The following is a 26,943-nucleotide window of genomic DNA, read 5'->3' as shown; positions in this document are numbered from 1 at the left end:
ATGTCTGCTTAATCGCGACGGCCGAAAATGGTTTCCAGCTGATGCACCCCATCAGGGGCCAGTTCACGGATGATCTCCAGAAAGTCGCGTTCGATTAAACGCTGAACCCGGTCGATCATCAGTGGTGCCGGATGGCTCGGCTCGTGCTGGGTAAAATAGAGCTTTACCTTTTCCAGCATCAGCTGAGCGTCGGCGCGGGAGCCAATCTGCACACTGCGCCAGTCAGTGGCTGCACGGAGTGCCGCCGGTGCAGGCGCTGCTGCGGTTTCAGCCGGCTGTTCCGTCGCCGCTGCCGTGGGGACCAGGGCGCTGAGATCGGTGGCCTCGCCGCGCTCGGCGATCAGTGCAATCTGCCTGCGCAGCTGCGTCAGTTCCGGCACGGCGGCGTCGCCCAGCCGTTCGGCCACGGTTTCGCAGATGGTCTGCAGCCGCTCATGAATCTGCAGCACCGCCTCAATGCCGGGCTGATCGCCCCGCGCCAGTTCGTCGATCAGACGCGGCAGGCCACCCGGATAATCAGCCACCTCTGTCTTGCTGCCGTCGCACAGCGCAGCGGCATCACGCAGCGTGATCCCATCTGAGGGGTAGCGCAGCAGCCAGCTCTGGCGCACCGCGCTGCTCAGGGGCGACTTGTCACCCAGCAGCGCCAGCGCGTTGATGCGGTAGAAAGGATCCTGTTCGCCATACTCTTCCAGCCGCGGCCACAGCGGCTCCCAGTAAAGCAGTAAGGCCTGCTCAATCAGTTTCAGGCCCTGTGCGTAGCCCGGCAGCCCTTTCAGCTCGGTCCAGGCGTGAGTCAGCGCCAGCATCACCCGCAGATCTTTGCTGCGTTCCAGCAGCGCGATCGCCAGTTTCTCCACTTTGTTCCAGTCCGCCGGTTCCGCCGGAATGATCGTGCTGCCGAACTGCTGCTCCGCTTTACCGGCGCTGGCCTGCTCCATCGCCTGAAAATCGGCGTGATACTCCAGGTTATCCCCACCGGGATTGTCGTCGCTGACCGGAGCCAGCAAAGCCTCAATATTGGTCGTCATGCATATCGCCTCAGGATTCAAACATCGGGGGATAAAGTCCGTTTCGTCCCGGCTTTGCCCCACCGGCCGGATCAAACAGCAGGGAAAAAAGCTGGGCGGTGAAGTTACCGCTGTGCACCTGGGTATAAAGCGGAAACCCGTCGCTCTGGTTCGTCCACCAGAAGCTGGTGTAGAACTGCGGGTCAAAGTTCTCGCCCGGCAGCGTCCAGTTCAGCGTCGAAGGGGTGTCGCCATGCCCGATCACGTTGAGAATGTCTGACGATTCGTCTGACGCCTGAGGAGGCTGCGGCTGCGGGATACTGAGCAGCGCCTGATCCAGCTGTTCCGGTGAGCCGCCGCCCTGCACGACCCGCAGCAGTGTATTGCCCACCTGCTGATACCACTCACCGGAACGCGCCAGCAGCGCGGGTGACCACTCGGCCGGGGTGAAATGACGCAGCGCACAGAGCGGGTAGTTACGCCCCACGCTGTCACGCGCGGCAATCAGGCAGCCCATCTGGATGAGCTGGCTGCCGAGCATCGGGGGCACCACAAAGTTCCATACCGGCGCATTGAGAAACGGCCGTGAAGGCGCGTTATCGCCTTCCTGATTGCTCTGCCAGTGGTGCAGCCCCACCTGAAACCAGCTGGACCACTGGCGATAGAGCACGTCCGGAAAGCGGCGCTTTACAAAGTCACCCGCGCTGGGCAGTTTGCCGTACCAGCAGGGTGCAGCGTATTGAGTCATTGTCGGATCCTGTTTCAGGGGCAGCTAAAGCCGGGAAGCTGGAACGGGTTACGAATGCTGCCAGGGGTAAACGACAGCGTCACCTGATGGCCTTCCACGCTGAACGTTGCTTCGCGGGTCAGTCCGCCAGCCGCCGTCACCCGGGCGCGGTCGAAGAAGCGATTGAGCGCCCACGGGCCGCTGGTGACCAGGGTGGACGTGGTGCCGTTGGTCAGACCGAGCTGCATCCGCACCTGGCTGGTGCCGCCGGGACCCGGCCAGCTGACCAGCTGCACCGCCTGCGGGCCGTGGCTGTAACGCAGAATCTGTCCATCCACATCCAGCGTCAGGTTAAGAATATCGTTGTCCATCCTGACGGTGCGCAGCGTCACGCGGAAGCCTGGGGTGGTTGCGCCGTTGGCAAAGAAGGCATCGCGAATCGACTGCGCCTGCTGGAAGGGACGCAGCAGGGCTTCGCCGCCTGGCAGGGTTTTACCGTCGATGCCCGGCGTAAAGCGCCAGGCCGCGCGGGTGGTGTCCACCTTGCTCGCCAGGTTGTCACGGAAGAAGCTGTCCATCATGCCGCTGCCTGGCGCAAACATGCGGGCCAGGTCGTCAGGGGTTACCTCGCTGCGCGCAGAGCGCACCAGCGGATAGCGACCGGCAATCGCCTGACGGCAGAAGCTGCCGACCTCCATGGTGATGCGTTTGCGGACGTTATCCATGTCGCGACGCTGAGCATCGCTGCTGGCCCCCACGGCCATGCTGGAAACCATGTTCTGCAGCGACCCCGGCAGGCGACCGGCGCTGGCCTGCAGACGGCTGATCGCATCGCTGGCCGGTGGCGGCATCCCGCTGTTGGCGGCATCCTGCACCGCCGTGAGGTAACGATAAAGGTCGTCAATCTGATGCAGGAAATCATCGACTGCCAGCACCTTGCTGCCCTGCTGTAACGGCTGCGCCAGCTCCAGAATCGGCGCGAAGTGCAACGCCACAGCCTGCTCCGGTGCGGCCTGCGCGGCAGCCTGGCCCCGCGCGGCGCTGGCGTCGGGCGAGGTAAACAGCGCTTCCAGCGTGCGGGTGGCGCTGTTATCTGACGGCTGCTGCGGCTGCGCGGTTTTCTCATCAGGCTGCGCCCGGTTCAGCGTCAGCAGTTTACTGAGGTTGATGACCATCTGGCGCAGCGGTGAGTGATTGCCAGAGAGCAGGCGCGCCGTGTTGATGCGCTGTGACAGATCGGCGCTGCTGTTGAGCTGGATATCGCTGAGGAACTGCTCCCACTGGCGGATATAGTCCTGCACATAGAGCTGGCGCACCGCGAGGTCGATCTCCTCGCTTTTCTGCTGCGGCGCGGCCCCATCCAGCACCCAGAGATCGTCCTTATAGAGCGCCTGCGTGACCGGCGCGATCTGCTTATCCACCTGCTGCCAGTAGCCGTCCGGCGTGTAGAGCCCCTCGACCCCGTCGTTGACCGACTTGCCGCTTTTGCGTGAAAACACCAGCTCGCTCTGCGGCCCACCCAGCGCCGACAGCGTGACCGGCTGTAGCGTGCCGTTGCGCTGCAGCAGCCGCTTCAGTCGGCCATAGACCCGCTGTGAGAGCGGCATCTGGTTAATCAGCGTCTGTTCGCGCCTGACCAGCGCCTCATCCTTCGCGTAAGGCGACGACTGGATCTGCGTCTCCAGCAGCTGTTGCAGATGCCACGCCAGCTGTTTGACCTGCTGCTGGGTGACGTTCTGCGGCAGTTCGCGGGAGAGGTTAAGCATCAGCCACGCCTGCAGGAACTTGCCATCGTAATGCTTTGGCTGGTAGAGCATCTGATACGCCTTCAGCGCCTCATAGCTGTAATCAGCGTCGCTGCCATTGTCATTGCGCAGCCAGCGGGTGATGTTCTGTGCCACCTGCGGCAACAGCAGCTGCTTCAGCGCTTTGTCGTAGAGCGCCCGGGTTGCATCGCTGACCTCGGTGCCGCGATAGAGCCCCATCCGGCGCGTCAGCGGTGGCGAGTCGAGCGAGAAGTCGGCGCTCTCCGGCAGGTGCAACAGGGTGTTGAGATAGGGCACCAGCGCAAACAGATCGCCATTGACCTGCTGCTGTAACCGATCGCCCAGCTGCTCCACCTGCGGCGTTTTGGCAGCCATCTCCTGCAGATAGGCTTTGTTTTTGCTGTAGCTGGTGAGCCACAGCGCGCCAGCCACCAGTAACAGCACCAGCAGGGCCAGATAGCCCGACCACAGACCGGCGCGGTTGCGCAGCTCCCACCAGCGGTTGCTGCCCGCCAGGCCAGACTCCTGGAAAATCACATTTTCCAGCACCCCTTTCAGGAAGAAGCTCTGCCCTTTGTTCTGCGGGATCGGCGCCTCTTTATCGACATGGTCCCAGCTTCCCGACTCACCCGCCTGCTGGTTCGGCAGATTGAGTGCACGGTTCAGCTCCCCCATCACCCGGTCAAACGGCAGACCTTCCTGGGTGCCGCTGGCAAAATAGATGCCGCGCGGGGCGAACTGGGTTTCAAAATCAGAGCGGGCAAACAGCGTGTCGAGCGCCTCTGCCAGCACCGGACGCAGTGCCGCAAACTCCTGCGGGAACAGATAGCTCTCGGCCCGCGCCTGCGCGTCGCTCTCCGTCAGCAGCCGATCCGCCAGTCCCGCTTCCAGCCGCTGCTGCAGCAGGGAGTACTCCTGCTGAAACTGGTTATTCAGCTCAAAATCGGCGGCGGAGGCCTGCGCCCACGGGAAGGTGAACCCCCACACCTGTTCACGCTGCGCTTTATCCAGCGCGGCAAAGTAGCTGCGGAACCCTTTGAGCAGGTCCGCCTTGGTCACCAGCACATAGACCGGGAAGCGGATGCCGAGACGGTCATGCAGCTCCATCAGGCGCTGACGCAAAGCGAGCGCCTGGTTGCGCAGCGCTTCAGGCGACTGGGTCAGCAGATCGGAGACGCTGAGGGTGACGACCACGCCGTTGATCGGCTGACGTCCGCGATATTTGCGCAGGAGTCCGAGAAAGTGGTGCCATTCGCTGGCGTCGCGCTCCTGCTGACTCTCCTGGGTGCTGTAACGCCCCGCCGTGTCGAGCAGAACAGCTTCATTGGTAAACCACCAGTCGCAGTTGCGTGTGCCGCCAATCCCGCGCAGCGCCGACTTCCCGAACTTATCCGCCAGCGGAAACTGCAGGCCGGAGTTGACCAGCGCGGTGGTTTTACCGGCACCGGGTGCGCCGATAATCATGTACCACGGCAGCTGGTAGAGATACTGGCGGCCAAAGCGCTGCGCCCAGAACGGTGTCCCTTTGCTGCTGTGACGCTGGAAGTGCGCCTTTTTCAGCATCTCTGTGGCTTCTGAGAAGCGCCCTGCCAGCACCTGCTCTTCGCTGGTCAGCCGCTGCCGGTCCGCTTCCGGGGCGTCACTCTTACCGGTTTCCAGGCTCGACATCAGTTTGCGGTTAAGCCAGAAGTTATAGAACCGCGGGATCGCCTGCCCCAGGCCCCACACCAGATAGAGCAGCGCAATACTGATGATGCGATTCTGCTCCGGCTCAAGCGGACGCGAATCCACGATAGAGAAGACCGGGCCGATGACCCAGATGATAAAAGAGAGCGCGGTGATGCCGACAAAGCCCCACGCAAGGCGGCTGGTCAGTACCGCAAACAGGATATTCAGCATGGATCAGTTCCCTCTCGCCAGGCCGTTAAGTTCGGCATGGGTCGCATCCGGTGCTACCAGCAGCGTGATTTCAACCCGACGGTTACGTGCACGATTTTCTGCGCTGGTGTTTGGCACCAGCGGATTGCTTTCACCGCGCCCTTCCGCTTTCACCCTTGAAGGCTGCGCCAGCTGCTGTTGCAGCAGGCTCTGCACCGACTCGGCACGGGCCAGAGAGAGTTCAAAGTTGGAAGCGAAGCGCGCACTGCGAATCGGCACGTTGTCGCTGTAGCCAATCACCTGAATCTGGCCGCTGACGTTATTCATGGCGGCGGCGATACGCCGGATGACGTCGGTATAACGTCCGCGCACCTCGGTGGCCGCCGATGCAAACAGCCCGTCCCCTTTCAGCGTCACGACGCTGCGGTCCGCCTCGTCGCGCACCGCCACCAGCCCGGCATCAATTTCCGGTTTCAGGAAGGCGCGCAGGTTCAGCGTGGCAGGCGGAGGCGGCGCCGGATTACCGATCTTCACTTCCGGCAGGGCCGTCTGGTAGATACGCGCCAGCACCGGCGAGGTGTAATCGCCCAGACGCCAGTTGAGCACGATATAAAACAGGCAGGCAGCCAGCCCCGCCACGGCCGCGCAGGCCCACAGCGGAATCATCGGCCGCCAGAGTTTGCGCAGTACCGGCTGATCGGTCGGGTGCGGTGACAGCGCCGCCGCGTAACTGCCGCGCACGCTTTTAATCATCTGCAGCAGCCGCTGTTTGATGGTCTCCAGCTGCGAACGGCCGTTGTCCAGCACCCGATAGCGCCCTTCGAATCCCAGCACCAGACAGAAGTAGATCAGTTCCAGCATCAGAATGTGACGACGCGGGTTCTGTGACAGCTTCGCCAGCAGCTGGAAAAACTTTTCGCCGCCCCAGGTTTCGTTGTGAAAGGTGACCAGCAGACCGTTGCTGGTCCAGACGCCGCGACTGCCCCAGGGGGTCAGCGCCGCCGCCTCATCCAGCGCCGTGCAGAGGCAGTAACGCGCGCCGATAATCACTTCATAGCCGAGCCCCGACTGCTGGCAGCTCAGTTCAAAGCGCCGGATCTGGTCGATCAGCTGCTGGCGCAGTTGGGCCGGATCGTCATGGGTGACGGAATGTCGGATCTGGGGAATGGCATTAATCAGGGGATTCGCCGCCGCGACCAGCACATTCTGATGGCTGGCATCCGGCGCAATGTCGCTGTGTGATTTTTCGTGTTCCTGCATCATGCTGCGTGCTCAGTTTATTATTCTGACTGACTGCGGATGGCCCAGAACTCCATGTTCAGGCCCGGAAACTCACCGGCAAGGTGCAGCGCAAAAGCGCCTGAGCGCTCCATCTCTTTCCATAGCTCGCTGTTCTTATCCAGTTCGAAATAGTTGTAACCGGCATGCCACGGGATCTGCGGCGGCGCGCCAGGCATTGCCCGCAGGGCCAGCCCCGGCAGCTGCAGCTGCACCAGATCGCGGATTTTGCTGACCGGCGCGACTTTCATCTGCGCCGGGAAGTGAGTCTGCAGGGTGTCGGCCGGGACGCTGGCTTTAACCGCCAGCACAAAGCCAAACTCATGCACCATGCTGCTTTCCGGCACGGTCGCGACATTGAGGCCGTGTGAGCGCTGGATCAGCGGCAGCTGAATGGCGCTCTCCTCCATCACCTGTGACAGTCCCTGACGCAGCAGCAGTGACAGGCGGCTGAAGCAGCCCTGCAGATCGTCATGATCGTAAAGCGGCAGCCCGTCCGGGGCGCGGGCGGGCGTCCAGGTGCTGAGTTCTGCCGCCAGTTGCACCCAGTGGCTGTAGAGCGTCTCCGGATGAAGCAGCGGCAGATGCTGCAGATGGCTGTGCAGGCCAAGCTGACGATTGAGTAGCGCCAGCAGCATAAAATCGACCATATCGGCGCTGTTGAAGCGGCCTGTGCCGGGCGCCCGCTGGCTCAGCTGCTGGCTGCGTTGCTGGATCAGCCCGTGCAGATCGTTGAACATGTTTTGCAGCGGACGGCTGCTGTTGAGGGTCAGCATCGGTGGAATGTAGTCGCTGTCGAGCCGGATATGGTTGTCGCTGCGTTTTTCAATCACCTGCGCCACGCCCATTGCGGTCCACTCAGCGGTCAGGTCCTGCTCCAGCATCAGACGCAGGCGCAGTTTGCCAAACTGCACGGTGGCGCTGCCCACCGCCTGAGCGTTGTCATCTTCCACTTCCGCTTCCCAGGCCAGATAGCGCGCCAGAGAATCCTGAGACTCCTGGAAGGCAACCGCCTCACGTCCGTTGCGGCGGGCCGGTATCGCCAGCACGACCTTGCTGCGGTCAATCGTGGCAGGCAGATCGAGCGGTGCCGGGCCATGCCGGGGCTGACTGAACGCAAAGAAGGTGCCGTCCGGCAGGCAGCCGCTGGCGGCACTCAGAGCCAGTTTGCCCTGACGCATCAGCGCCTCATCAAACTCCAGATCGTAAAAACCCCAGGTGAAGGGGCGCTGGGACTGACCCCATTCACGCAGGGTACTGAGAAGATAATTTTCTGACTGCTGGAAATGGTGAGGACGCAGAAACATCCCCTCGGTCCAGACCACCTTTTCGGCTCTGTTCATAGGCATCACTGTTTTTCCACTCGTAGGCCGTTAACGCCCGCGACGATGCGGGCATTCAGCTCGCCATCGTTACGTTTCCAGAACGCCCAGAATGCGGGGGCATCGCCTTCCGGGACCGGCAGCGACAGCCGCCAGACTTTGCCATCCAGCGCCTGGTATTCCGCCATGATGCCGATGAAGCGCGCCTCGGGCAGACTCCGGATGCGCAGCGTTTTGCTACGCTGGTCTGGCGTCAGGAAGAACTGTTGCGTATTCAGTTGCGCACTACCCAGCGCGGTCGCCGGCTGGTTTTGCAGGGAGTAGAAATCGGCCGACATGAAATCCGCGTCGGAGGTCAGCAACATGACCCGCACTTTCAGCGGCGCACCGCCGTTAACCTGGTTCTGCGCCTGCACATCCAGGTTGTAGTAGGCCACCGGCGGCGTACTGCTGCTGCAGCCTGCCAGCAGCCAGGCCATCACGCCGATCAGCGCCGCGCGCAGTTGTCGTGTCATCATCATCCTGCCCTCCCTGCTCAGTGCGATTAGTTAATGATCCAGGTTCCGCTGCTGCTGTTCTGGCAGGCAGTGCTGTCACCGTTGACCGCGACGCAGGTCTTCTTCTTGCTGCTGCTGCGTGCACGGCGTTTTGGCTGATCGGCTTTCACGGTCTGATCGTAAAGCTCGCTTTTCACGACGGCGCGGAACGGCACATAGCCTGCCAGCTTAACGGTGGCCTGTGGCGCAGCCGGTGGCGTCGCCTCTTTCGCGCTGGCGGCATCCTTTTCCGGTTCCGCAGCGGCCTGAGCCGGTTCACCCAGCGCCAGCCAGTTGTTCTCTACCTGACCAATGACGGTGTAGCTGTCACCGCTTTTCAGGGTCTCAACCACTTTGCCGCCAAAGCTGGGCTGGCTCATTACCGAGGCAGGATAGAGCGCACGGTAAGGCTGATTCACCGGCGTGAACTGGGCTGGCGGTTTAATCGCATAGCGGTGGCTGATCGCCACGCCATCGACTGTGCTGGTCACCAGCGTGTCATCCGTCATTTTTGGGGGCGTCTTACAGCCCGCAAGAGAGAAAACAACCATCAGGCCTAATGCAATGCGGAGCTTCACCATATTTTTCATGTTGTGTTCCATTCGTACCTAGAAGAGTGGCCAGGGGCCGGGTGTCAGTAATGAACATCGGAGGGTGTTAAATGTCTGGCCGCTGATTAGTACCAGACCAAAAAGCAATCATTAAGCAGATTGCGCTGAATTAGCGTCTGCGCTGCTGAAAAACGATCAACAAAGATTAAGTATGAAAAGCGACTTCGGCAGGCTAAGGCAGAGACGGGAAGAAATTACGCCTGAATGTAAATGATCAAATTGTTGATCTATTTCTTTCCGACAAAATTCCTGAGGCAGGGTAAATCCAGAGATTACTTAAGCCATCCATGACAGAAAAACTTTCGCGTTGACAATTCAGACGCCGCTGAAAGTTTAAGCAGACCGCACCAGCCACCCTTCCCTGACCGCTGTTAGTTGTTAATTTTAAACACTTTATCAATCCATGATCTCTCATAGCTACCGCACGAGTCAGGAAAATCCTGCCCGTGAGCCTGAAACCAAAATCCATTTGTAAATATTAGCTGCAAGTTTACATAAGACTGACGAAAATTCAACGGCACGGTTTTGGTGCAAAAAACATCAGATTTAGTTAACTAATTTTGTTAATACAAATCTGCCTCACTTTTAACCATCTACATAGGAGTAATCTTAACAAGTTGCGTTAATATGAAGTATTTTTACTCAAAAATATGACAGGGCTGAAATCAGCATTAATACCTCTCATGTAATGAGTGGCGCTATTAAGGAAAAATCAGAATGATTCGTGCCCCGAAAGCAGAGAGGCATCTGGCGTCGGTTCGCAAAGGAGGATTCGTATAAATGCCGGTTTATCAATACGTTAATATATTGATGTAGTGCCTGGTTGCAGCCAGGCACCCGGCGTGGGGAGGGAAAAGTAAGCGAAACGTTAAATAAACATGTTAAATTTTTTAACAGACTGATTAATTGTTCTTTACCGGGCCGTCTGACGGTTTCCGAAGGCAAAAATCATCCGGTACATTACATCCTCTAATCGTACAAAAACCACGCCGTAGCGTGGTTCAGCGGTGATAGCGGAGAAGAATGAGAGCCGCAGGCAGCAGCTCCCCGCGTCAGGTTCAGAAAAAACCGAGCGGTTCGATACTGTAGCTGACCAGCAGGTTTTTGGTCTGCTGATAGTGATCCAGCATCATTTTGTGGGTCTCGCGCCCAATCCCCGATTTCTTATAGCCACCAAAGGCCGCGTGCGCCGGATAGAGGTGATAGCAGTTTGTCCAGACGCGTCCGGCTTTGATTGCCCGGCCGACCCGATAAGCACGGTTGATATCGCGGGTCCAGACGCCTGCCCCCAGCCCATAGATGGAGTCGTTGGCGATGCGGACGGCTTCGGCTTCATCCTTAAAGGTGGTGATGCCGATAACCGGGCCAAAGATCTCCTCCTGAAATACCCGCATGCTGTTGTTGCCTTTCAGCAGGGTCGGCTGAATGTAGTAGCCACTGTTGAGGGAATCATCCAGTTTCTCGACGCCTCCGCCCACCAGCACCTCCGCGCCTTCCTGCCGGGCCACGTCCAGATAGGAGAGGATTTTATCAAACTGCTGCTGTGACGCCTGGGCTCCCACCATCGTCTCTGTATCCAGCGGATCGCCCCGTTTAATAGTTTTCACCCGCTTCATGACAGCCGCCATGAACGGCTCATATATTGACTCCTGCACCAGCGCCCGTGACGGGCAGGTACAGACTTCGCCCTGGTTCAGGAAGCCCAGCACCACGCCTTCGGCTGCTTTCTCAATAAAGCTCTCTTCCGCCTGCATGATATCTTCAAAGAAGATATTGGGAGATTTCCCCCCCAGTTCGACCGTAGAGGGGATCAGGCTCTTCGCCGCCAGCTCCAGAATATGGCCGCCGGTGGCGGTTGAACCGGTAAAGGCAACTTTGGCAATGCCGGCGTGGGACGCCAGCGCCTCACCCGCCTCTTTACCGTACCCGTGCACCACGTTCAGCACACCCGGCGGCAGCAGGTCTTTGATCAGATCGACAAACACGGTGATCGACAGCGGCGTCTGTTCCGCCGGTTTCAGTACCACACAATTCCCTGCGCCCAGCGCCGGGGCCAGTTTCCACGCCGCCATTAACAGCGGGAAGTTCCACGGGATAATCTGCGCCACCACGCCCAGCGGCTCATGGAAATGGTAGGCGGCGGTGAACTCATCGATCTCCGCCGCACTGCCCTCCTGGGCCCGGACGCAGCCGGCAAAATAACGGAAGTGGTCAACAGCGAGGGGCAGATCCGCCGCCAGCGTTTCGCGCACGGGCTTACCGTTATCCCAGGTTTCATAAACCGCCATCGTCTCCAGATTCGCTTCAAGCCGATCGGCAATTTTCAGCAGTAGCAGCGCGCGTTGCTGCGGAGAGGTTTTGCCCCAGGCTTCTGCGGCCGCCGCGGCCGCTGCCACCGCGTTATCCACATCGGCCACGTCTGAGCGCGGGAACTCACCGGCCTCAGACCCGTTTACCGGCGAGGTATTAGTGAAGTAGTTGCCGTTCACCGGCGCGACGAATTCACCATTAATAAAGTTGCCATAATTCTTTTGTAACGTGATCAGAGAACCCTGTTCTCCCGGGGCGGCATAACGCATGGTCATTCTCCTGACAGGTGACTGATGTAACAATGACGAAACTTATTATTAACATGAATGATCATCGCCAGCCTGTCAGTTCCGATGACCGGAAACTGTGACCGCGCCGAAGGAATCGTCGCTTCCGCTTCGTTTATAGAAAATTCCGACTTTTTTCGGAAAGGCTGGCAAATAAGAAACTAGTGCGTCACAAAGGGGTCAACGAGAGGATGAATTCATTCGGGAGATAAGCATGCTGGCTTCGGCTTTTACCCAGATGCGCGCTAAAGCCAATTTCGTGCATCAGTTTATCCGCAATCCGCGCATGATGGGCAGCATTACGCCGTCCTCAGAGGCGCTATGCCGCACCATGATTGCCTCGGTGGCGTGGCCTGAAACATTACGTATTGCCGAGCTGGGCGCGGGCGACGGCGTCCTGACTCGGCGGATACTGGCAGAGATGTCCCCTGACGCCACGCTGGATGCCTTTGAGATCAGCGCTGCGCTGGCCGACCAGCTCAGCGCGCTGGACGACACGCGCATGACCGTGCGCACCTGCTCTGCGGAGTACCTGAACGGGGAATATGATGCGATCTTCTCCGGCCTGCCACTGCTGTCCTTACCGCCCGCGCTGCGAGAAGCGATCCTGCGGGCGGTGTTTAATGCCCTGGGGCCGGATGGGATCTTCGTGCAGTTTCAGTACACCTCACTGACCCAGCCCGACCTGTCGCGTTACTTCACCTGGGAACGCGAGCGGGTGCTGAAAAATGTGCCACCCGCCTGGGTTTATCGCTGCCGGCGTCACTACGCGCCCTGAGCCTGCGCTGCGTCCGGGCGCGTCTGTTGCCAGAACTCCACCAGCAAGGCACGCGCCCAGTCTTTCCCCTCGATAACGTCCCCGCCATCAGACAGCCCTTCCGGCAGACAGACGTTCATAATGTGCCGTGAAAATTCGGGATGAAACTGCACCGACAGCGCCTGCGGAGCGTAACGCACAATCTGGCAGCCATCCTGCGCCGACGCCGCCAGCACCTGCGCCTGAGGCGGCGGAGTGATGACCGACTGCCGGTGTGACAGCCAGACGCTGAACCCGGCTGGCAGACCCTGCAGCAGCGGATCGCGCTGCGCCTGAGCGCTGCAGCGGATTGGGAGCAGGCCGCGTTCCCAGCCATGCGGATTATCCGCCACCTCGCCACCCAGCGCATAGGCCATCAGCTGGTGACCATAGCAGACACCCAGCAGCGGCAGCTCCTGCTCAATGGCTGCCCGGACCCAGGCCGCACTGCGCTCACTCCACTCCTCATGATCGGTGACCATCGCCCAGGAGCCGCTGAGGATCGCACCGGCGATCTCATCAAAAGCCGGTAACGCTTCACCGAGATGGGGCCGCACAATCAGGTACTCATGGGGTTGCAGATCGAGGGCGTCGATAAACCAGCGGGGCTGTTCACCAATCTGCGAAACAACGTTAGCGGGCGGGACTTCAAGCTGAATCAGGGCAAGGGGTAAAGCGGGCGTCTGGGTCATACCGAATCGGGTCCTTTTCAGAAGTCGTGTCAAATCAGTCTGCCAGCATCACGTCCGAAAGTCTCACCGTTGCGCGCAGAAAATTTTTTCCGGAATTGGCTGGAATGCCGCAGTTCGTGCCATCATTAGCGGGCTAAGCAAAAAACATCGAAAGGATATTATCGTGGCTGTGCGGCATTTTTTTCTGATTCTGATGGTGGTCTCTGTCTGGGCCTTCAACAATGTGGCGGTGAAATGGGGCCTGCTGGAGCTGCCGCCCCTGTTTCTGACCTTTATGCGTTTTCTGGTCGTCGCCGTGGTGCTGGTGCCGTTTTGCCATATTGAACGTAAGCAACTACCCTGGCTGCTGCTGCTGGCTTTCACCTTCGGGTTTATGCACTTCTCGCTGCTGTTCGTCGGCCTGCGCTACACCGATGCCGGCACCGGCGCGATTGTGGTGCAGCTGGGCACGCCGATTGCCATGCTGCTGGCAATGCTGGTGCTGAAAGAGAAGCTGAAGCTGGTGCAGCTGATGGGCATTATGATCTCGCTGAGCGGTGTGGTGGTGCTGTCAGGCAGCCCGACGATTCCGTCGTGGTGGGTGCTCTGCCTGCTGTTGTGCAGCGCCACCGGCTGGGCTGTCAGTAACCTGATTGTGAAGAAGTCGCCGCCGATTAAGCCACTGACCATGACCGGCTGGATTGCCTTTCTGGCGATGCCGATTGTCGGTGCCTCCAGCCTGGTGATGGAGTCGAATCAGCTTTACGCCCTCGAACATGCTGGCTGGCACGGCTGGTTCGCCATTCTTTACAGCGCCATCGCCTCATCAATTATTGCCTACACGCTCTGGTATGTGCTGCTGAAGAAATATAACGTCAACCTGATCATGCCCTACTCCCTGCTGACGCCTGTGTTGTCGGTGCTGATGGGCATCGTCGTACTGGGAGACAGTCTCAACCGCTTTAAGATTATCGGTGCCTCGCTGGTGATCCTTGGCACCGCCATCGCCGTGCTTAACCTGCGTAACCTGCGCATGCACGCCCGCTTCCCGCGCCTGCGGCGGCGTTAATCCGGCGTGCTATGCTTGAGAAAACGTACTCAGGGAGCACAACATGGATTCAGCGCGCACCGCCTCACTCTGGCAACAGATGGTGCAGGGATTGCAAGGCAGCGATAACGTCTGGCCTCTCCCCGCTTTTATTGATCGTTCAACATTCTCTTCCGCGTTTGCCGTCAGTGAACTGGCGGCCACCAGCCTGGGTCTGGCAACCCAGGCGGTGGCGGCGCTTCTCGCCACCGCCCGCCCGACTTATCCCTCGCCACCTGTTACCGTCAACGTCAGGCAGGCGTCACGCTGGTTCCAGCAGAGCTTTCATCCGTTAAACCGCCCGGGCCCGGCAATGTGGGATGCTTTTGCCGGAGACTACCGCAGTCGCGACGGCTGGATCCGCCTGCATACCAACGCGGCTCATCACCGGCTGGCGATGGAGCAGGTACTGGGCACCCACGCCGATCGCCCGGCGCTGGCGCAGCAGGTTCAGCAGTGGCAGGCCAGCGAACTGGAGCAGGCAATTATTGATGCGGGAGGCTGTGCCGCCAAAATGCGCAGCGCCGAAGCCTGGCAGCAGCATCCCCAGGGTCAGGCGGTGCAGCGCGAGCCGCTGTTTGACTGGCACACGACGGATGCAGCGCCTGCGCCCGCATGGCCGCTGGCTGAAGCGCGTCCGTTACAGGGGATCAGGGTACTGGATCTGACGCGGATTATTGCCGGCCCCGTCGCCACCCGCTTTCTTGCCAGCCTGGGTGCCACGGTACTGCGTATCGATCCCCCCGGCTGGGCGGAGCCGACGCTGGATGAGGAGATGAGCTGCGGCAAGCGACGTGCGGTGCTCGACCTGACACAGCCGGTCGATCGCGACCGGTTTATCCGCCTGCTGCGGGACGCCGATGTTCTGGTACACGGCTATCGGGCCGATGCGCTGGAACGGCTCGGTTTTGACGCCGAAACCCGCCAGTCACTCTCACCGGGGCTGGTCGATGCCAGCCTGAATGCCTGGGGCTGGCAGGGGCCGTGGCGCAACCGGCGCGGTTTCGACAGTCTGGTGCAGATGGGCTGCGGCATTGCCGAACGGGGCATGCAGTGGCAGCAGAGCGATAAACCGTGCCCGCTGCCGGTCCAGGCGCTGGATCATGCCACCGGCTATCTGCTGGCGGCCGCGGTGCTGGAGGGATTACGGCGGCGTCTTACCGGGGGGCACGGCAGCCAGGTACGGCTGTCACTGGCGCGCACCGCATGGCTGTTGCAGCAGCATGCCGCAGGCCAGCACAGCGGCTCGGGCATTGTGCCTCAGGTGAAGGACAACCTGCCCTTCCTGGAGCTGACGCCATGGGGGATTGGCGTCCGGCTGCGCGCCGCCGCCTGGCTGCCCGGCACACCACAGTTCTGCGCAACGCCGGGATGTGTGCCGGGTACGCACCCGGCGGCGTGGTGAACGGCACGGATGAACGCCTGACAAACCGGGCATTAGATAATTAGAAAATAACCTTGAACACATTAGACTTTGCCATTATCCTCCTCCGGAACTCAGGGACGGTGTTTACAGGTATTGTGCCAGCCCGTCAGGATATGCCCTGCGCTACTGTTGCATTTGCTGCACAGAGAAAATCCCGGATAAATTATGTCAAAACAATATATTTATGATGAAAGCGGTAAACCACAGTTTGTGGTTCTGCCCGTTGCGGAGTACGAAAAGTTGCTTTCAGCCAGCGAGGGCGAATGGGAATCGCTTTCTGCTGAGGCCGATGAGCATGATGACGAAACGATCCCCCATGACGTAGCAGGGATCATGATTGAGCAGGAAGTGAGCCTTCAGGCAGCCTGGCGCATCTATCGGGGTCTGAGTCAGCATGAGGTGGCTCAGCAACTGGGCACGACACAAAGTGCGATTTCGCAACTCGAACGACCCGACAGTAAGCCCCAGAAGAAAACACGCGAGCGACTTGCAAAGTTATACGCCTGCCGACCCGAGCAGCTGATTCTTTAAACTGCTCGGATAGCGACCACAGGGCCTTAGCAGAAACTCACATTCTCAGGCAGTCCCGGCAGAACCCGGCGACGCAGGCAATCAGGCGTCGGGCTGCTGTTCGTTACTCTCAAGCAGCTCGTTGTACATCACCTGAATGGCTTCGCGACTCAGCATCGCCAGCGTGCGGTAAAACGCGGTGGTGGCATGCGCTTCCACTTTACCCAGGAAAGCCCCGCACCACGGCAGCAGATACTCTTCGAACAGCGCCAGCTGCGCCGCGCTCTCATCTTCCGCCGACTGATCTTCCAGCCATGACGCAGAGAGCAGCAGAACACCAAAGTGATCCGCGGGCGCATCGCTTAGTGGCATACCGCGCGAGGAGAGAAACGCCCGCACTTCCGGCTCGGTTTTGCCTTCAGGCCACTGTGAAGCGTAAGGCGGCACGTTACAGTCGCTGCCGACAAACAGCGCGTTGTAATCAGCGGCCAGCGCCTGAGGATCGCTGTTTTGTTGCAGACGGGTCAGCAGCTCATCCTGCTCCAGCGGCCACTGTGACTGCAGCTTACCGTCGCGTAGCAGGGTAAACAGCGGGACCAGCAGCGGGTCCTGCGGCTGACGATTAAACAGAGAGCCGATCACGCGGCACAGAATGGAAAACTCATTCATGAGTCAGATTTCCTTGAGGCAAAGTAAGTTAAAAGTCAGCCAGTTCAGCAATATGTTTGCCGCTGCGCTGCTCCAGAAAGTCGAGCAGACGGCGCGGCGTGACATTTAACACCCGATCCTCCGGAAAATCCACTTCACGGGCGATGCGCAGGCAGTGTTCAAAATGGCCCAGCGTAAACGCGGTGTGGGAGTCGGAGCCAAACGCCAGCCATCCACCGGCATTATAAGAGACTATCTCACAGGGTGTTCAGGGGAGGGAAATAGCTATGCACTGTCATTCCCTGTGCTCCCCTCTGGCTTTACCAAGGAAATAAGCGGCTCCATACCCCATCAAAACAGAACCAAAAAAGCCGCATAGCTTCAGAGCCAGACTATCAAACAAAAATAGCGAAGCGAGAGCCAGGAAACTCATCGCTGCTGTTATCGTCCCCTCAAGAAGGTGTGCCGAAAATTTACCCAGCCATTTTGCAAACTTCATTATTGATCCTTCGGCACGTCTGCGGGTGACTATTGATATAACCGAGGCAGGGCTGTTCAGATACGTTGGGTAGTATCCGAATAAAGTCATGCTTTTCAAACCAGAGAAAGGTGGCCCTGAAAAGCCCCTATGCGGGGCTGAGTTCCCGACGAAGCAGTTAAAAGTCAGCCAGTTCAGCAATATATTTGCCGCTGCGCTGCTCCAGAAAGTCGAGCAGGCGGCGAGGCGTAACATTTAACACCCGATCCTCCGGAAAATCCACTTCACGGGCGATGCGCAGGCAGTGTTCGAAATGACCCAGCGTAAACGCGGTATGGGAATCGGAGCCAAACGCCAGCCGTCCACCAGCGTCGCGCACCGCGGCGGCAATCGCGCGACAGTTAGGTTCGCTGCCGGGACGCGAGTGGGTAAAGGAGGAGTTGTTCAGTTCCAGCGCCACGTCATAATGCGCGGCAGCTTCAGCGATAGCCGGGATATCGACCGGGAATTTCGGGTTACCCGGATGGCTGATGATGTGAACCTGTCCGCTGGCCATTGCGGCGATCATCGCGTCAGTGTGCTGTTTTTTGTCGCGCGGCGCATAAACCGGCTCGTGAAAGCCGGCAACGATCAGATCCAGCGCATCAAGCATCGGGCCGGAGCAGTCTATCTCCCCCTGCTGATTTTTAATGTTGGCCTCGATACCGCGCAGAATCGCCACGCCATCGATCACCCGCGGCCAGATGCGCATATTCACAAAGTGCCAGTAGTGCGGCGCGTCAGCCATGTCAGGGCCGTGATCGGTAATGGCAAACAGTTTCAGGCCCGTTTGCTTCGCCTGAGCCACATAGTCGTGCAGCGTGCTGTAAGCATGTGTGCTGGCAACAGTGTGCATATGCAGATCTACCGGATACATTCTTCTCTCCTCCTGAGCGGCCCTGACAGGGCCGGTTAGTTAATAGCCGCGCTGCCGATCCACCCTGCCCGGCGGCATGTCGCCTGCCTGGTCCTGAGTAATGGCGCGGGCAATATAGTCGATCGCTTCGTCGATCAGCGTGACCGCCGCATTATGGGGGGTAATTGTGACGCGCGGATGGGACCAGAGCGGATGCGCTTCAGGAAGCGGCTCCACCTGAAACACATCCAGGGCCGCCGCTTTCAGCTGACCACTCTCCAGTGCTGCCAGCAGATCCGCTTCCACCACCTGCGCACCGCGTGCGATGTTGAGGAAGAACGCGCCGTGCGGCAGCTGCGCTAAAAAGTGCTGGTCGATCAGTTTAATCGTCTCCGGCGTACTCGGCAGCAGGTTGATTAACACCTGCGTCCCCTGCAGGAACGGCTGCAGAGCATCGCGACCGGCGAAGCTGGTGACGCCGTCAATGGTTTTCGGCGAACGGCTCCAGACGCGCAGCGGGAATCCCCAGGGCTTCAGGCCCTCGGCGACGCTCTGCCCCAGCACGCCCGCCCCCAGAATACCGACGGTAAAGGTTTCACGCGCATAGGGAGGCAGCGGCTGCCAGCACGCCTGCTGCTGCTGAAGCCGGTAGTCATCAAAGCGGCGGAACCAGGTCAGGACGCTATGGACAGCATACTCCTGCATCTGGCGCGCCATGCCGGTATCTTCCAGCCGATAGAGCGGCACGCTGTCGGGCAGCATCTCCGGGTGCTGCTCCAGCTGTTTCAGAATCTCATCGACGCCCGCGCCCAGGGCAAAGACGCCGCGCAGGGTAGAACGTCCCCGCAGCATCTCTGCGGGAGGGGAACGGACCAGCGCATAATCGGCCGGCCCCTCATCGCCTGGCTGCCAGGCACGCACCCGCGCCTGTGGCAGACGCTGTTGTAAACCCCTAATCCAGGCCGTTGCAGACTGCGACGGGTGATACCAGATGATCTCCATCCTGCTCTCCTTTTTTTCTTTCAGCGTCAGGGAAAATCCCGGTCAGCGCAAGAAAAAACCCGCGTCGGGCAGGGCTTTTTACCCTAAAAATAATTCCCGTGGCTTCACATTTCCGGCTCGCTTCAGGGTGAAGTGTCAGGATACGGTCTAAAGTTGGTCCTGTGGTCAATGCGTTACGCGCGGCCGCATTTCGGACAAGGAGAAAAACCGATGACAAAAATTGAGGTAAACGCCGCCCCACGGCGTCAGCGTTATGCGCCCTTTCTGCTCACTCTGCTGCTGAGCGTACCCGCCTTCACTGCTCATGCCGACGATCACAGCCGCATGCTGGATAATCAGCCGCAGCCGCCAGACGTTCGTCTGGGGCCGCTGTTTAATGCCGTGCAACAGGCGAAGTTCTACCCGGACCAGAAAACCTTTGCCGATGCCGTGCCGAAATTTGATCCCGCGTCGATACTTGCCGACTGGCAGATGCAGAAGAAACAGCGCAATTTCGATCTGAAGCGTTTTGTTGATGCCAACTTTACCCTGCCCGCCGCTGGCGACAAATATGTGCCGCCAGCCGGGCAAAACCTGCGTGACCACATTGATGGCCTGTGGCCGGTGCTGACGCGCACCACCAGCAGCGCCGGACAATATGACTCGCTGCTGCCGCTTCCCAAGCCCTATGTGGTGCCGGGTGGTCGCTTCCGCGAGATTTATTACTGGGACAGCTACTTCACCATGCTGGGGCTCGCCGAGAGCGGACACTGGGATAAAGTGCAGGATATGGTGGATAACTTCGCCTCGCTGCTTGACCGCTACGGTCACATTCCCAACGGCAACCGCAGCTACTATCTGAGCCGCTCGCAGCCGCCATTCTTCAGCCTGATGGTCGATCTGCTGGCAACGCATGACCAGGGCAAAGCGTACAGTCACTACCTGCCTGAACTGCAGAAAGAGTATGACTACTGGATGGCGGATAGCGACAAAGTGGCGGCGGGCGCGGCCAGCAAGCGGGTGATTAAGCTGGCGGATGGCACGCTGCTTAACCGCTACTGGGATGCCCGTGACGTGCCGCGCACCGAATCCTGGATGGATGATATCGCCACCGCGCAGAAAGCGCCGCAGCGCAATAAAGCGGAACTCTACCGCGAGCTGCGCTCCGGGGCAGCATCGGGATGGGATTTCAGTTCACGCTGGTTTACCGATGCGCATAATCTCTCCACCATCCGCACGACACAGCTGGCCCCGGTTGACCTCAACAGCCTGCTGTTCCATCTGGAGCAGACGCTCTCTAAAGGGTATCAGATGAATAAACAGAGCGATCTGGCGAAGCAGTATGCCGATCGCGCAGAGAAGCGCCAGGCGGCGATTAACCGCTATCTGTGGGACAGTAAGCAGAACTGGTATGCCGACTATGACTGGCAGAAAAAGCAGGTTCATCCGCAGCTGACCGCGGCCACACTGTTCCCGCTCTATCTGCAGGTCGCCAGCGATAAGCAGGCGGAAAGTACCGCCAGCGCGGTAGAGAAACAGCTGCTGAAGCCAGGCGGGCTGGTCACGACCACCGTGAACAACGGTCAGCAGTGGGACGCCCCTAACGGCTGGGCACCGCTGCAGTGGGTTGCAGTCGAAGGACTGGAACATTACAACCAGCCAGAACTGGCTAAAAAGGTGGGATTACGCTTCCTGCAAAATGTCCAGAGCACCTATGACCGTGAGCATAAGCTGGTCGAGAAATATGTCGTTGAAGGCAAAAATCTCGGTGGCGGCGGCGGCGGTGAGTACCCGCTGCAGGATGGCTTCGGCTGGACAAACGGCGTGACGCTGAAACTGCTGGATAAGTACTGCCCGAAAGATAAAACCTGTAACAGCGCCCACGATATTCCTCAGGCGTCAGCCTCTCAGCCCTGATTAGTCTCTGAATACCTCTGGCCTGGCCGGAGGTATTCTTTCCTCACTTCAGCGAATTTTACTTGACGTTCTCTCATCCACAGGCAAAATTGCAGCGTTTTTACAAAAGGTAATAATTCTCATTATGATAATGAGATTACCTATCAATAAATTGATAACACCTGCCTGAACCTTTGTTAAGAAAGGAATTTCGATGAAACTGTCATTGCCGCTGAAAGGTTATGTTCCCCTCTGCACTCTGGTGCTGGCCGCGCCTGCCCTGAGTTACGCTGCCGATATGGTCGTGACTGCGCAGCCGCAGGAAGATGCGACCTCTCCCACCCAAGGCTATCTGGCGACTACCAGCCAGGGCGCAACCAAAAGCGATCGGCCGCTGGTGACCACGCCGCAGTCAATTTCGGTTGTGACCCGTCAGCAGATCCAGGACCAGGGGGCACTGACCCTGAATCAGGCGCTGGGCTACAGCTCCGGTGTCTTTACTAACTTTGGCGGTGCCGCCACCCGTTACGACACCATCGCGCTGCGCGGCTTCCACGGCGGCGATGTCGATAACACCTTCCTCGACGGCATGCGGCTGATGAGTGACGGCGGCAGTTTCAACATTCTGCAGGTGGATAACGCCTTCCTTGAACGCGTCGACGTGATCAAAGGTCCCTCTTCGGCCCTTTACGGCCAGACGGTGCCTGGCGGGCTGGTAAACCTGGTCACTAAGCGTCCTCAGTTCGCGGAAGAGGGTCACATTCAGCTGCAGGCGGGAAGCAATGCCACCACCGGCACGATGTTCGACTACACCAACGCCATCAACGACCAGTGGGCGTACCGTCTGACCGGCGTAACCCGCAACAGCGATACCCAGTACGATCACACCCGCGAAGAGAAATATGCGCTGATGCCGCAGCTGATGTGGCAGCCGGATGAAGATACCCATCTGATCCTGAAAGCCTATCTGCAGAAAGATCCCTCTGGCGGCTATCACGGCTCCGTCCCGGGTGACGGCAGCATCACTGAACACAACGGCTATAAGCTGAGCAAGGGATTCTATGAGGGCAACAGTGACCTCGATCAGTTCAAACGCCGCGAGCAGATCTACAGCTTCGACTTCGCCCATCGCTTTAATGACGTCTGGTCCTTCTCCTCAACCGGTAGCTACAGCCACTCAAATGTCGATCTCGATCAGGTCTATCAGATTGGCTGGGATAAAAATAATCCCGATCTGCTGAACCGCTACTATTCAGGTGAGCGCTCTTCGCTGTCGGCATGGGCTACCGATAACCGTTTACAGGCGGAGTTTGCCACCGGTGAACTGGAGCATCGCGTGACGCTGGGTGCTGAATATCACCGCTACAAAAATGAGATCTCCGCGGCAGGCGGCTCGGCTTCACAGCTGAATGCCCTGACCGGCGAGCAGGTCGGTGACATGCCAGCCTATACCTGGGCGGATAAAACCCGTCGCTACTACCAGACCGGCCTCTATCTGCAGGATGAGATGAAGCTGGATCGCTGGCATCTGGATCTCTCTGGCCGGTACGATCGCATCGTCGCCAATAACAGCGGCAGCGATCGCCGTCAGGATGATCACATCAGCGGGCGCGCTGCCCTGCTCTATGCCTTCGATAACGGCATCTCACCCTATGTCAGCTGGAGCCAGGCGATTACGCCCACCGCCCTCACCGACCGCAACAACAATCTGCTGAAACCGACCACCTCAGAACAGTATGAGGCCGGGGTGAAATATCAGCCGGTTGGCACACGCGATCTCTATACCGCTGCGATTTATGATCTGACGCAGAAAGATGTGGCGAACCGCGACGTGCTGACGGCGACCTATACGCCATCGGGCAAAGTCCATTCCCAGGGTCTTGAGCTGGAGGCGCGTAATCAGCTCACCTCACGCCTGAGCACGGTGGCGAGCTATACCCTGAATCATCTGCGCTACAAAGATTCGGTAGATGGTAATGATGGGCACACGCCTTACGTGGCGCCAAACAGCATGGCGTCTCTCTGGGGCCACTATCAGTTTGATTATGGTCTGAGTGCCGGCGCAGGCGTGCGCTACATCGGCAAGCAGTGGGCGGACAACGAGAACACTACCCGTCTGCCGTCGGTCACGCTGTTTGATGCCTCCGTTCGCGCCGATCTCGGCGCCTGGAACAACAGCCTGAAAGGGGCCTGGGTGCAGGTTAACGCGAATAACCTGACCGATCGCACCTATGTGGCCGCCTGTTACGGCACCGGCTACTGCTACCGTGGCGCTGAACGCAGCGTGATGGCGACCGTCGGTTACGACTTCTGATAAGAGCCTCCGTGATGCAACCCTCCGGCCAGCCCGGAGGGTTTTCTCCTCTGATAACCCGCCTTTTTCAGCCTCTTCAAATCCGCTCAGAATTATCTTTCTCTGCCTGCAGACCTTTCCCTCCCGAACGTTCCTGAAATCCGCCCGGCCTTTTTTCTGCCGCTTCGCTCACAGATAGAACTATGACCGAAATGGTGCGATGACACGCAGGCGACCCTGACGTATAAACAGAGGGTCCGGCGTTAAAAAGGAGTCTCTGACATGAACCCCTATGAACAACATTACAGGCAGCTCCTGGCAAACGGCGCGGTGGCCTGGGCAGGAGAAGGTTATCTCAGAGCCAAAAAACAGCAGGAAGAAATCTTTCAGTGGCTCCGTACTCACCACTATTTACCGGAGCCTGGCGCGCCGGTACTGGAGATGGGATGCGGTAATGGCGCCATGGCCGCACAGTCTCTCGCTGAGCAGGGGTATTCAGTCTGGGGAGTAGACTGGTCAGAGACCGCGATAGAGTGGGCAGAAAAGCGTTTTCAGCAAGCCGGGCTTACCGCGACATTTCTTGTCGGCAATGTCTGTCATATCGATCGCTGTCAGGCGTCAACATTTGAGCTCATTATTGACGGTAGCTGCTTACACTGCCTGATCGACGATGATCGGCAGCGCTTCTTTGCCGAGGTAAGAAGGCTGCTCAGCCCGGAGGGACGATTTGTGATCGGTTCGATGTGCGGCACACCTCGTCATTCAGCAGACATTGCTGCCTATGATCCCTGCAGCCACCATTTATGGAAAGCCGGCAAGCCCTGGCGGACCCTGAAGCCGCTCCCTGATTTACGGCGTGAAGTCGAGAGTGCGCATTTCACGGTGGAGGCAGTCAGCGTTAATGAAAATGCATGGTGGGATCACGCTACGATAGTCTGTTCGCAGCAAAAGAGGCTCACAGCATGATGGGCAAGGGCATTAAAAAGCGATCCGGTCTGAGTCATAAAAAAGGGGACGAATCACTTCGTCCCCTTTTTTGTTTAAACCGTTACGGTCAACTGCGTACCTTGCGGTAGATAAACAGCACCACGATGGCACCGATCACTGCGACCACAAAGCTTCCGAAGTTAAACCCATCGACGCGGCCGAAGCCAAACAGCGTACTGATCCAGCCCCCGACCACAGCACCGATAATACCAAGCACCACCGTCAGAATGAAACCGCCACCGTCTTTACCCGGCATAATCCACTTCGCCAGAATACCCGCGATCAAGCCAAAGACGATCCAGGAAATAATACCCATCTGTTGCTCCTTCCTTTTTTGATTACATCGTGAACGCCTGATTAATCAAGCGGTTTACTGCGCTAAGTATAGCGAGCTTTTCGGAAAGTGCCTGCCTGCCCTCACGATTTTTTCGGCGTACCCTGGCTAAAGCTTTTTTCCGCTGCGCCGATAACCGTAATGAGGTAGTCAGAACGTAAAAATAATAAAACCCCTTGTGGAGCAGGATGTGAAAGAAGCCGACCAGGAACAATATTTAAAACGTGGCACGCTGGCGGTTCTGGGCGTAATGAAAGATCTGCTGCGACTGCAGACACCATTACTGGTGCGTTTCCCGCGCGGGCAGTTTATCAGCCGGATGCTGGCTGCCGATGCAGACCGCCTGCTGTTTGACCTCGGCAGTAATAATCTGGATAACGACTACGCCCTGACCAGCGACGATCTCAGCATCACGGCGGAAACCTACGGCGCAAAGGTTGAGTTCAGTCTCGCCTCGCTGGAGAAGGTCGATTTTGACGGCCTGCCCGCCTTCAGCGCGCCGCTGCCCGAGCTGGTGTGGCAGATTCAGCGACGGGAATTTTTCCGGGTCACTGCCCCGCTGGCGCCGGAGTTCTGGTGCCATACCGTGTGGCCGGATGGCCGGAAAACGCGTCTGCGCCTGCAGGATCTGTCGCTGGGCGGGATCGGTGTGCTGGTGGACGAGGCGCTGCCGGAAGGATTGCAGAATGGCGACAGTTTCAATCAGTTTCGCGTGGAGCTGGGTGAGTATGGTCATTTCGAGGTGCCGGTTAAGCTGCTGCACATCGGCGAACGCACTGTCGTGACGCATAAAAATGAAACCCGCGTCACGCCCCGTCTCAGCTTCCGGTTTGCCACGCTGACTCCGACGCAGGAGCGGCAGCTTCAGCAGATTATCTTCTCCCTTGAGCGACTGGCGCGCGATAAATCGACCCGATTCCAGTAACCCCTTTCCGGATGCGTGCCCCCAGAGGGCCGCATCCAGGCTATGCTTCCTGCTTGATTTCTTTTAAACCGGAACCCAGCAAGGAGACCTTCCCCAATGGAAAACTGGCTCTCATCACGTCATTTTCACTCCCTCTTTTTTAACCAGACATTCTGGCTCAACAGCGCCATCGTGGTGGTCGCCACCCTGGTGATCTACTGGGTGTTGCGCACCCTGATTCGCTTTATCTCCAACCGGATTGCCCTTTACAGCGAACACCGCCACGTTCGTGTCACTGCGATCCTGGTGGAGATCCTGCGAAGCACCAGCCAGACCCTGCTGCTGATCTTTTCGCTGCTGATCGCCCTGAAATTTGTCGATCTGCCCGCCTCATGGAGCGCCACCATTGCCCACGGCTGGTTCCTGGCGCTGATTGTGCAACTTGCCCTGTGGATCGACAGCGGCATCCGGCTGTGGCTGAAGAGCCTGATGCGCGATCCGCTGCACGTGCGTAATCCTGTGACCACGGTGATCCTCGGGATTCTGCTGCGGGTCGTGGTCTGGATCATGATGTTCCTCGCCATTCTGTCGAACATGGGTATCAATATTACCGCACTGGTCGCCAGCCTCGGGGTCGGCGGTATCGCCATTGCACTGGCCATTCAGACCGTGCTGAGCGATGTGTTTGCGTCACTGGCGATTGGTTTTGATAAGCCTTTTGAGCATGGCGATTTTATTGTCTTTGGCGACATTGCCGGTTCCATCGAGCATATCGGCCTGAAAACGACCCGGCTGCGCAGCCTGAGCGGAGAGCAAATCGTCTGCTCAAACACCATTCTGTTGCAGCAGACCATTCACAACTACAAGCGTATGCAGCAGCGCCGCATCGTCTTTAAGTTTGGCATCAGCTACGCCACCCCGTCGGAGCAGGTTCGGGAGATTAGCTCGCTGGTGAAAGCGATCATCGAGGGTGTGGAGACCACGCGTTTTGACCGCGCCCACTTCCTGGCGTTTGAGGATTCGAAGCTGACGTTTGAAGTGGTCTATTACGTGCTGGATGCGGATTACAACAAATATATGGATATTCAGCAGGAGATTAACCTGCAGCTGATGGCGGCCTTGGAAGCGCGCAATATTCGCTTCGCCTTCCCGATCCGTCAGGTCGAGTTCAGCGGCGGCAATCTGCCGCCGGTGGATCTGGTTGCCGTGGAGAATGATAAGGGCGAGGTACGTCAAATGGCGCGCTGAAGTGTTGCCTGGCCTCAGGGGGTTTCAGGCCAGGCAATCCGTCACGCCGCTGCGCCGGATCGCG

Annotated in this window: 23 protein-coding genes and 1 pseudogene; 9 read left to right on the top strand and 15 right to left on the bottom strand. The window is 58.7% G+C overall.

What is annotated here, in order from left to right:
* Window positions 1-8: 8 nt before the first annotated feature.
* The 8 genes from tssA to exaC all read right to left on the bottom strand — a co-directional run bounded on the left by tssA (window position 9) and on the right by exaC (window position 11,707).
* Window positions 9-1,031 carry a type VI secretion system protein TssA gene (gene tssA / locus AC6I7A_RS07455; protein WP_009090755.1) on the bottom strand — a complete coding sequence of 341 codons (1,023 nt, stop codon included), beginning with the start codon at window positions 1,029-1,031 and terminating at the stop codon, window positions 9-11.
* Between the two features lie 10 nt (window positions 1,032-1,041).
* On the bottom strand, window positions 1,042-1,758 hold the full coding sequence (gene tagF / locus AC6I7A_RS07450) for a type VI secretion system-associated protein TagF (RefSeq protein WP_009090756.1): 717 nt from the start codon (window positions 1,756-1,758) through the stop codon (window positions 1,042-1,044).
* A 14-nt stretch (window positions 1,759-1,772) separates the two neighbouring features.
* Complete coding sequence (gene tssM, locus AC6I7A_RS07445) at window positions 1,773-5,402, bottom strand: type VI secretion system membrane subunit TssM (protein WP_009090757.1); 3,630 nt, start codon at window positions 5,400-5,402, stop codon at window positions 1,773-1,775.
* A 3-nt stretch (window positions 5,403-5,405) separates the two neighbouring features.
* Entirely contained in the window at window positions 5,406-6,644 is a 1,239-nt protein-coding gene (locus AC6I7A_RS07440) for a DotU family type VI secretion system protein (protein WP_046101641.1), read from the bottom strand.
* Between the two features lie 17 nt (window positions 6,645-6,661).
* On the bottom strand, window positions 6,662-8,002 hold the full coding sequence (tssK, locus tag AC6I7A_RS07435) for a type VI secretion system baseplate subunit TssK (RefSeq protein ID WP_009090759.1): 1,341 nt from the start codon (window positions 8,000-8,002) through the stop codon (window positions 6,662-6,664).
* Between the two features lie 5 nt (window positions 8,003-8,007).
* Window positions 8,008-8,502, bottom strand: a complete 495-nt coding sequence (gene tssJ, locus AC6I7A_RS07430) for a type VI secretion system lipoprotein TssJ (RefSeq protein WP_009090760.1) — start codon at window positions 8,500-8,502, stop codon at window positions 8,008-8,010.
* Window positions 8,503-8,525: 23 nt separating this feature from the next.
* Complete coding sequence (locus tag AC6I7A_RS07425) at window positions 8,526-9,119, bottom strand: SH3 domain-containing protein (RefSeq protein ID WP_033736321.1); 594 nt, start codon at window positions 9,117-9,119, stop codon at window positions 8,526-8,528.
* Window positions 9,120-10,186: 1,067 nt separating this feature from the next.
* Complete coding sequence (gene exaC / locus AC6I7A_RS07420; protein WP_009090762.1) at window positions 10,187-11,707, bottom strand: acetaldehyde dehydrogenase ExaC; 1,521 nt, start codon at window positions 11,705-11,707, stop codon at window positions 10,187-10,189.
* Window positions 11,708-11,939: 232 nt separating this feature from the next.
* Here exaC and AC6I7A_RS07415 point away from each other — a divergent pair, with 232 nt between their 5' ends.
* Entirely contained in the window at window positions 11,940-12,503 is a 564-nt protein-coding gene (locus AC6I7A_RS07415; protein WP_009090764.1) for a class I SAM-dependent methyltransferase, read from the top strand.
* Here the strand turns inward: AC6I7A_RS07415 and AC6I7A_RS07410 are convergent.
* Window positions 12,491-13,213 carry a glutamine amidotransferase gene (locus tag AC6I7A_RS07410; protein WP_058958358.1) on the bottom strand — a complete coding sequence of 241 codons (723 nt, stop codon included), beginning with the start codon at window positions 13,211-13,213 and terminating at the stop codon, window positions 12,491-12,493. The two genes, AC6I7A_RS07415 and AC6I7A_RS07410, sit on opposite strands and share 13 nt — an antisense overlap.
* Before the next feature lie 163 nt (window positions 13,214-13,376).
* Between AC6I7A_RS07410 and AC6I7A_RS07405 the strand changes: the two genes are divergently transcribed.
* From AC6I7A_RS07405 to AC6I7A_RS07395, 3 genes are all read left to right on the top strand, one after another.
* Entirely contained in the window at window positions 13,377-14,261 is an 885-nt protein-coding gene (locus AC6I7A_RS07405) for a DMT family transporter (protein ID WP_058958359.1), read from the top strand.
* A 43-nt stretch (window positions 14,262-14,304) separates the two neighbouring features.
* The gene (locus AC6I7A_RS07400; protein WP_058958360.1) at window positions 14,305-15,684 is read left to right on the top strand and encodes a CoA transferase; all 1,380 of its coding nucleotides are present in this window, start codon (window positions 14,305-14,307) and stop codon (window positions 15,682-15,684) included.
* A 186-nt stretch (window positions 15,685-15,870) separates the two neighbouring features.
* The gene (locus tag AC6I7A_RS07395) at window positions 15,871-16,236 is read left to right on the top strand and encodes a helix-turn-helix domain-containing protein (RefSeq protein ID WP_058958361.1); all 366 of its coding nucleotides are present in this window, start codon (window positions 15,871-15,873) and stop codon (window positions 16,234-16,236) included.
* A gap of 81 nt (window positions 16,237-16,317) precedes the next feature.
* On the opposite strand, the gene AC6I7A_RS07390 is transcribed toward AC6I7A_RS07395, so the two are convergent.
* The 5 genes and pseudogenes from AC6I7A_RS07390 to ghrA all read right to left on the bottom strand — a co-directional run bounded on the left by AC6I7A_RS07390 (window position 16,318) and on the right by ghrA (window position 19,238).
* Window positions 16,318-16,884, bottom strand: coding sequence for a molecular chaperone TorD family protein (locus AC6I7A_RS07390; RefSeq protein WP_058958362.1), 567 nt, complete (start codon window positions 16,882-16,884; stop codon window positions 16,318-16,320).
* A gap of 28 nt (window positions 16,885-16,912) precedes the next feature.
* A pseudogene (locus AC6I7A_RS07385) lies at window positions 16,913-17,107 on the bottom strand (phosphatase); the annotation flags it as partial.
* A 51-nt stretch (window positions 17,108-17,158) separates the two neighbouring features.
* The gene (locus AC6I7A_RS07380) at window positions 17,159-17,362 is read right to left on the bottom strand and encodes a hypothetical protein (RefSeq protein WP_046101635.1); all 204 of its coding nucleotides are present in this window, start codon (window positions 17,360-17,362) and stop codon (window positions 17,159-17,161) included.
* Window positions 17,363-17,519: 157 nt separating this feature from the next.
* On the bottom strand, window positions 17,520-18,257 hold the full coding sequence (locus AC6I7A_RS07375) for a phosphatase (RefSeq protein ID WP_058958364.1): 738 nt from the start codon (window positions 18,255-18,257) through the stop codon (window positions 17,520-17,522).
* Window positions 18,258-18,296: 39 nt separating this feature from the next.
* The gene (ghrA, locus tag AC6I7A_RS07370; RefSeq protein WP_058958365.1) at window positions 18,297-19,238 is read right to left on the bottom strand and encodes a glyoxylate/hydroxypyruvate reductase GhrA; all 942 of its coding nucleotides are present in this window, start codon (window positions 19,236-19,238) and stop codon (window positions 18,297-18,299) included.
* 210 nt (window positions 19,239-19,448) lie between these two features.
* On the opposite strand from ghrA, the gene treA reads away from it, so the two are divergent.
* The 3 genes from treA (at window position 19,449) to AC6I7A_RS07355 (ending at window position 24,372) form a co-directional block, all read left to right on the top strand.
* Entirely contained in the window at window positions 19,449-21,134 is a 1,686-nt protein-coding gene (gene treA, locus AC6I7A_RS07365) for an alpha,alpha-trehalase TreA (protein ID WP_058958366.1), read from the top strand.
* A 193-nt stretch (window positions 21,135-21,327) separates the two neighbouring features.
* Window positions 21,328-23,427 carry a TonB-dependent siderophore receptor gene (locus tag AC6I7A_RS07360; RefSeq protein WP_058958367.1) on the top strand — a complete coding sequence of 700 codons (2,100 nt, stop codon included), beginning with the start codon at window positions 21,328-21,330 and terminating at the stop codon, window positions 23,425-23,427.
* A 261-nt stretch (window positions 23,428-23,688) separates the two neighbouring features.
* Window positions 23,689-24,372: a class I SAM-dependent methyltransferase gene (locus tag AC6I7A_RS07355; RefSeq protein WP_058958368.1), complete on the top strand. Its 684-nt coding sequence runs from the start codon at window positions 23,689-23,691 to the stop codon at window positions 24,370-24,372.
* A gap of 88 nt (window positions 24,373-24,460) precedes the next feature.
* On the opposite strand, the gene AC6I7A_RS07350 is transcribed toward AC6I7A_RS07355, so the two are convergent.
* Window positions 24,461-24,709 carry a GlsB/YeaQ/YmgE family stress response membrane protein gene (locus AC6I7A_RS07350; protein ID WP_009090782.1) on the bottom strand — a complete coding sequence of 83 codons (249 nt, stop codon included), beginning with the start codon at window positions 24,707-24,709 and terminating at the stop codon, window positions 24,461-24,463.
* A gap of 208 nt (window positions 24,710-24,917) precedes the next feature.
* On the opposite strand from AC6I7A_RS07350, the gene AC6I7A_RS07345 reads away from it, so the two are divergent.
* Window positions 24,918-25,652 (top strand): flagellar regulator YcgR PilZN domain-containing protein, encoded by a 735-nt coding sequence (locus tag AC6I7A_RS07345; protein WP_058958370.1) that lies wholly within the window; start codon window positions 24,918-24,920, stop codon window positions 25,650-25,652.
* Window positions 25,653-25,748: 96 nt separating this feature from the next.
* Window positions 25,749-26,879, top strand: a complete 1,131-nt coding sequence (locus tag AC6I7A_RS07340; RefSeq protein WP_058958369.1) for a mechanosensitive ion channel family protein — start codon at window positions 25,749-25,751, stop codon at window positions 26,877-26,879.
* Window positions 26,880-26,943 lie beyond the last annotated feature (64 nt).

Source organism: Type-F symbiont of Plautia stali (assembly GCF_059731105.1).
Note: the sequence above shows the minus strand (reverse complement) of the source record. Positions and strands in the feature narration are given on the sequence as shown.

Coding starts and splice junctions, on each gene's coding strand:
- tssA (WP_009090755.1), bottom strand. CDS start 1,031: ATGACGACCAATATTGAGGCTTTGCTGGCTCCGGTCAGCGACGACAAT.
- tagF (WP_009090756.1), bottom strand. CDS start 1,758: ATGACTCAATACGCTGCACCCTGCTGGTACGGCAAACTGCCCAGCGCG.
- tssM (WP_009090757.1), bottom strand. CDS start 5,402: ATGCTGAATATCCTGTTTGCGGTACTGACCAGCCGCCTTGCGTGGGGC.
- AC6I7A_RS07440 (WP_046101641.1), bottom strand. CDS start 6,644: ATGATGCAGGAACACGAAAAATCACACAGCGACATTGCGCCGGATGCC.
- tssK (WP_009090759.1), bottom strand. CDS start 8,002: ATGAACAGAGCCGAAAAGGTGGTCTGGACCGAGGGGATGTTTCTGCGT.
- tssJ (WP_009090760.1), bottom strand. CDS start 8,502: ATGATGATGACACGACAACTGCGCGCGGCGCTGATCGGCGTGATGGCC.
- AC6I7A_RS07425 (WP_033736321.1), bottom strand. CDS start 9,119: ATGGAACACAACATGAAAAATATGGTGAAGCTCCGCATTGCATTAGGC.
- exaC (WP_009090762.1), bottom strand. CDS start 11,707: ATGCGTTATGCCGCCCCGGGAGAACAGGGTTCTCTGATCACGTTACAA.
- AC6I7A_RS07415 (WP_009090764.1), top strand. CDS start 11,940: ATGCTGGCTTCGGCTTTTACCCAGATGCGCGCTAAAGCCAATTTCGTG.
- AC6I7A_RS07410 (WP_058958358.1), bottom strand. CDS start 13,213: ATGACCCAGACGCCCGCTTTACCCCTTGCCCTGATTCAGCTTGAAGTC.
- AC6I7A_RS07400 (WP_058958360.1), top strand. CDS start 14,305: ATGGATTCAGCGCGCACCGCCTCACTCTGGCAACAGATGGTGCAGGGA.
- AC6I7A_RS07395 (WP_058958361.1), top strand. CDS start 15,871: ATGTCAAAACAATATATTTATGATGAAAGCGGTAAACCACAGTTTGTG.
- AC6I7A_RS07390 (WP_058958362.1), bottom strand. CDS start 16,884: ATGAATGAGTTTTCCATTCTGTGCCGCGTGATCGGCTCTCTGTTTAAT.
- AC6I7A_RS07380 (WP_046101635.1), bottom strand. CDS start 17,362: ATGAAGTTTGCAAAATGGCTGGGTAAATTTTCGGCACACCTTCTTGAG.
- AC6I7A_RS07375 (WP_058958364.1), bottom strand. CDS start 18,257: ATGTATCCGGTAGATCTGCATATGCACACTGTTGCCAGCACACATGCT.
- ghrA (WP_058958365.1), bottom strand. CDS start 19,238: ATGGAGATCATCTGGTATCACCCGTCGCAGTCTGCAACGGCCTGGATT.
- treA (WP_058958366.1), top strand. CDS start 19,449: ATGACAAAAATTGAGGTAAACGCCGCCCCACGGCGTCAGCGTTATGCG.
- AC6I7A_RS07360 (WP_058958367.1), top strand. CDS start 21,328: ATGAAACTGTCATTGCCGCTGAAAGGTTATGTTCCCCTCTGCACTCTG.
- AC6I7A_RS07355 (WP_058958368.1), top strand. CDS start 23,689: ATGAACCCCTATGAACAACATTACAGGCAGCTCCTGGCAAACGGCGCG.
- AC6I7A_RS07350 (WP_009090782.1), bottom strand. CDS start 24,709: ATGGGTATTATTTCCTGGATCGTCTTTGGCTTGATCGCGGGTATTCTG.
- AC6I7A_RS07340 (WP_058958369.1), top strand. CDS start 25,749: ATGGAAAACTGGCTCTCATCACGTCATTTTCACTCCCTCTTTTTTAAC.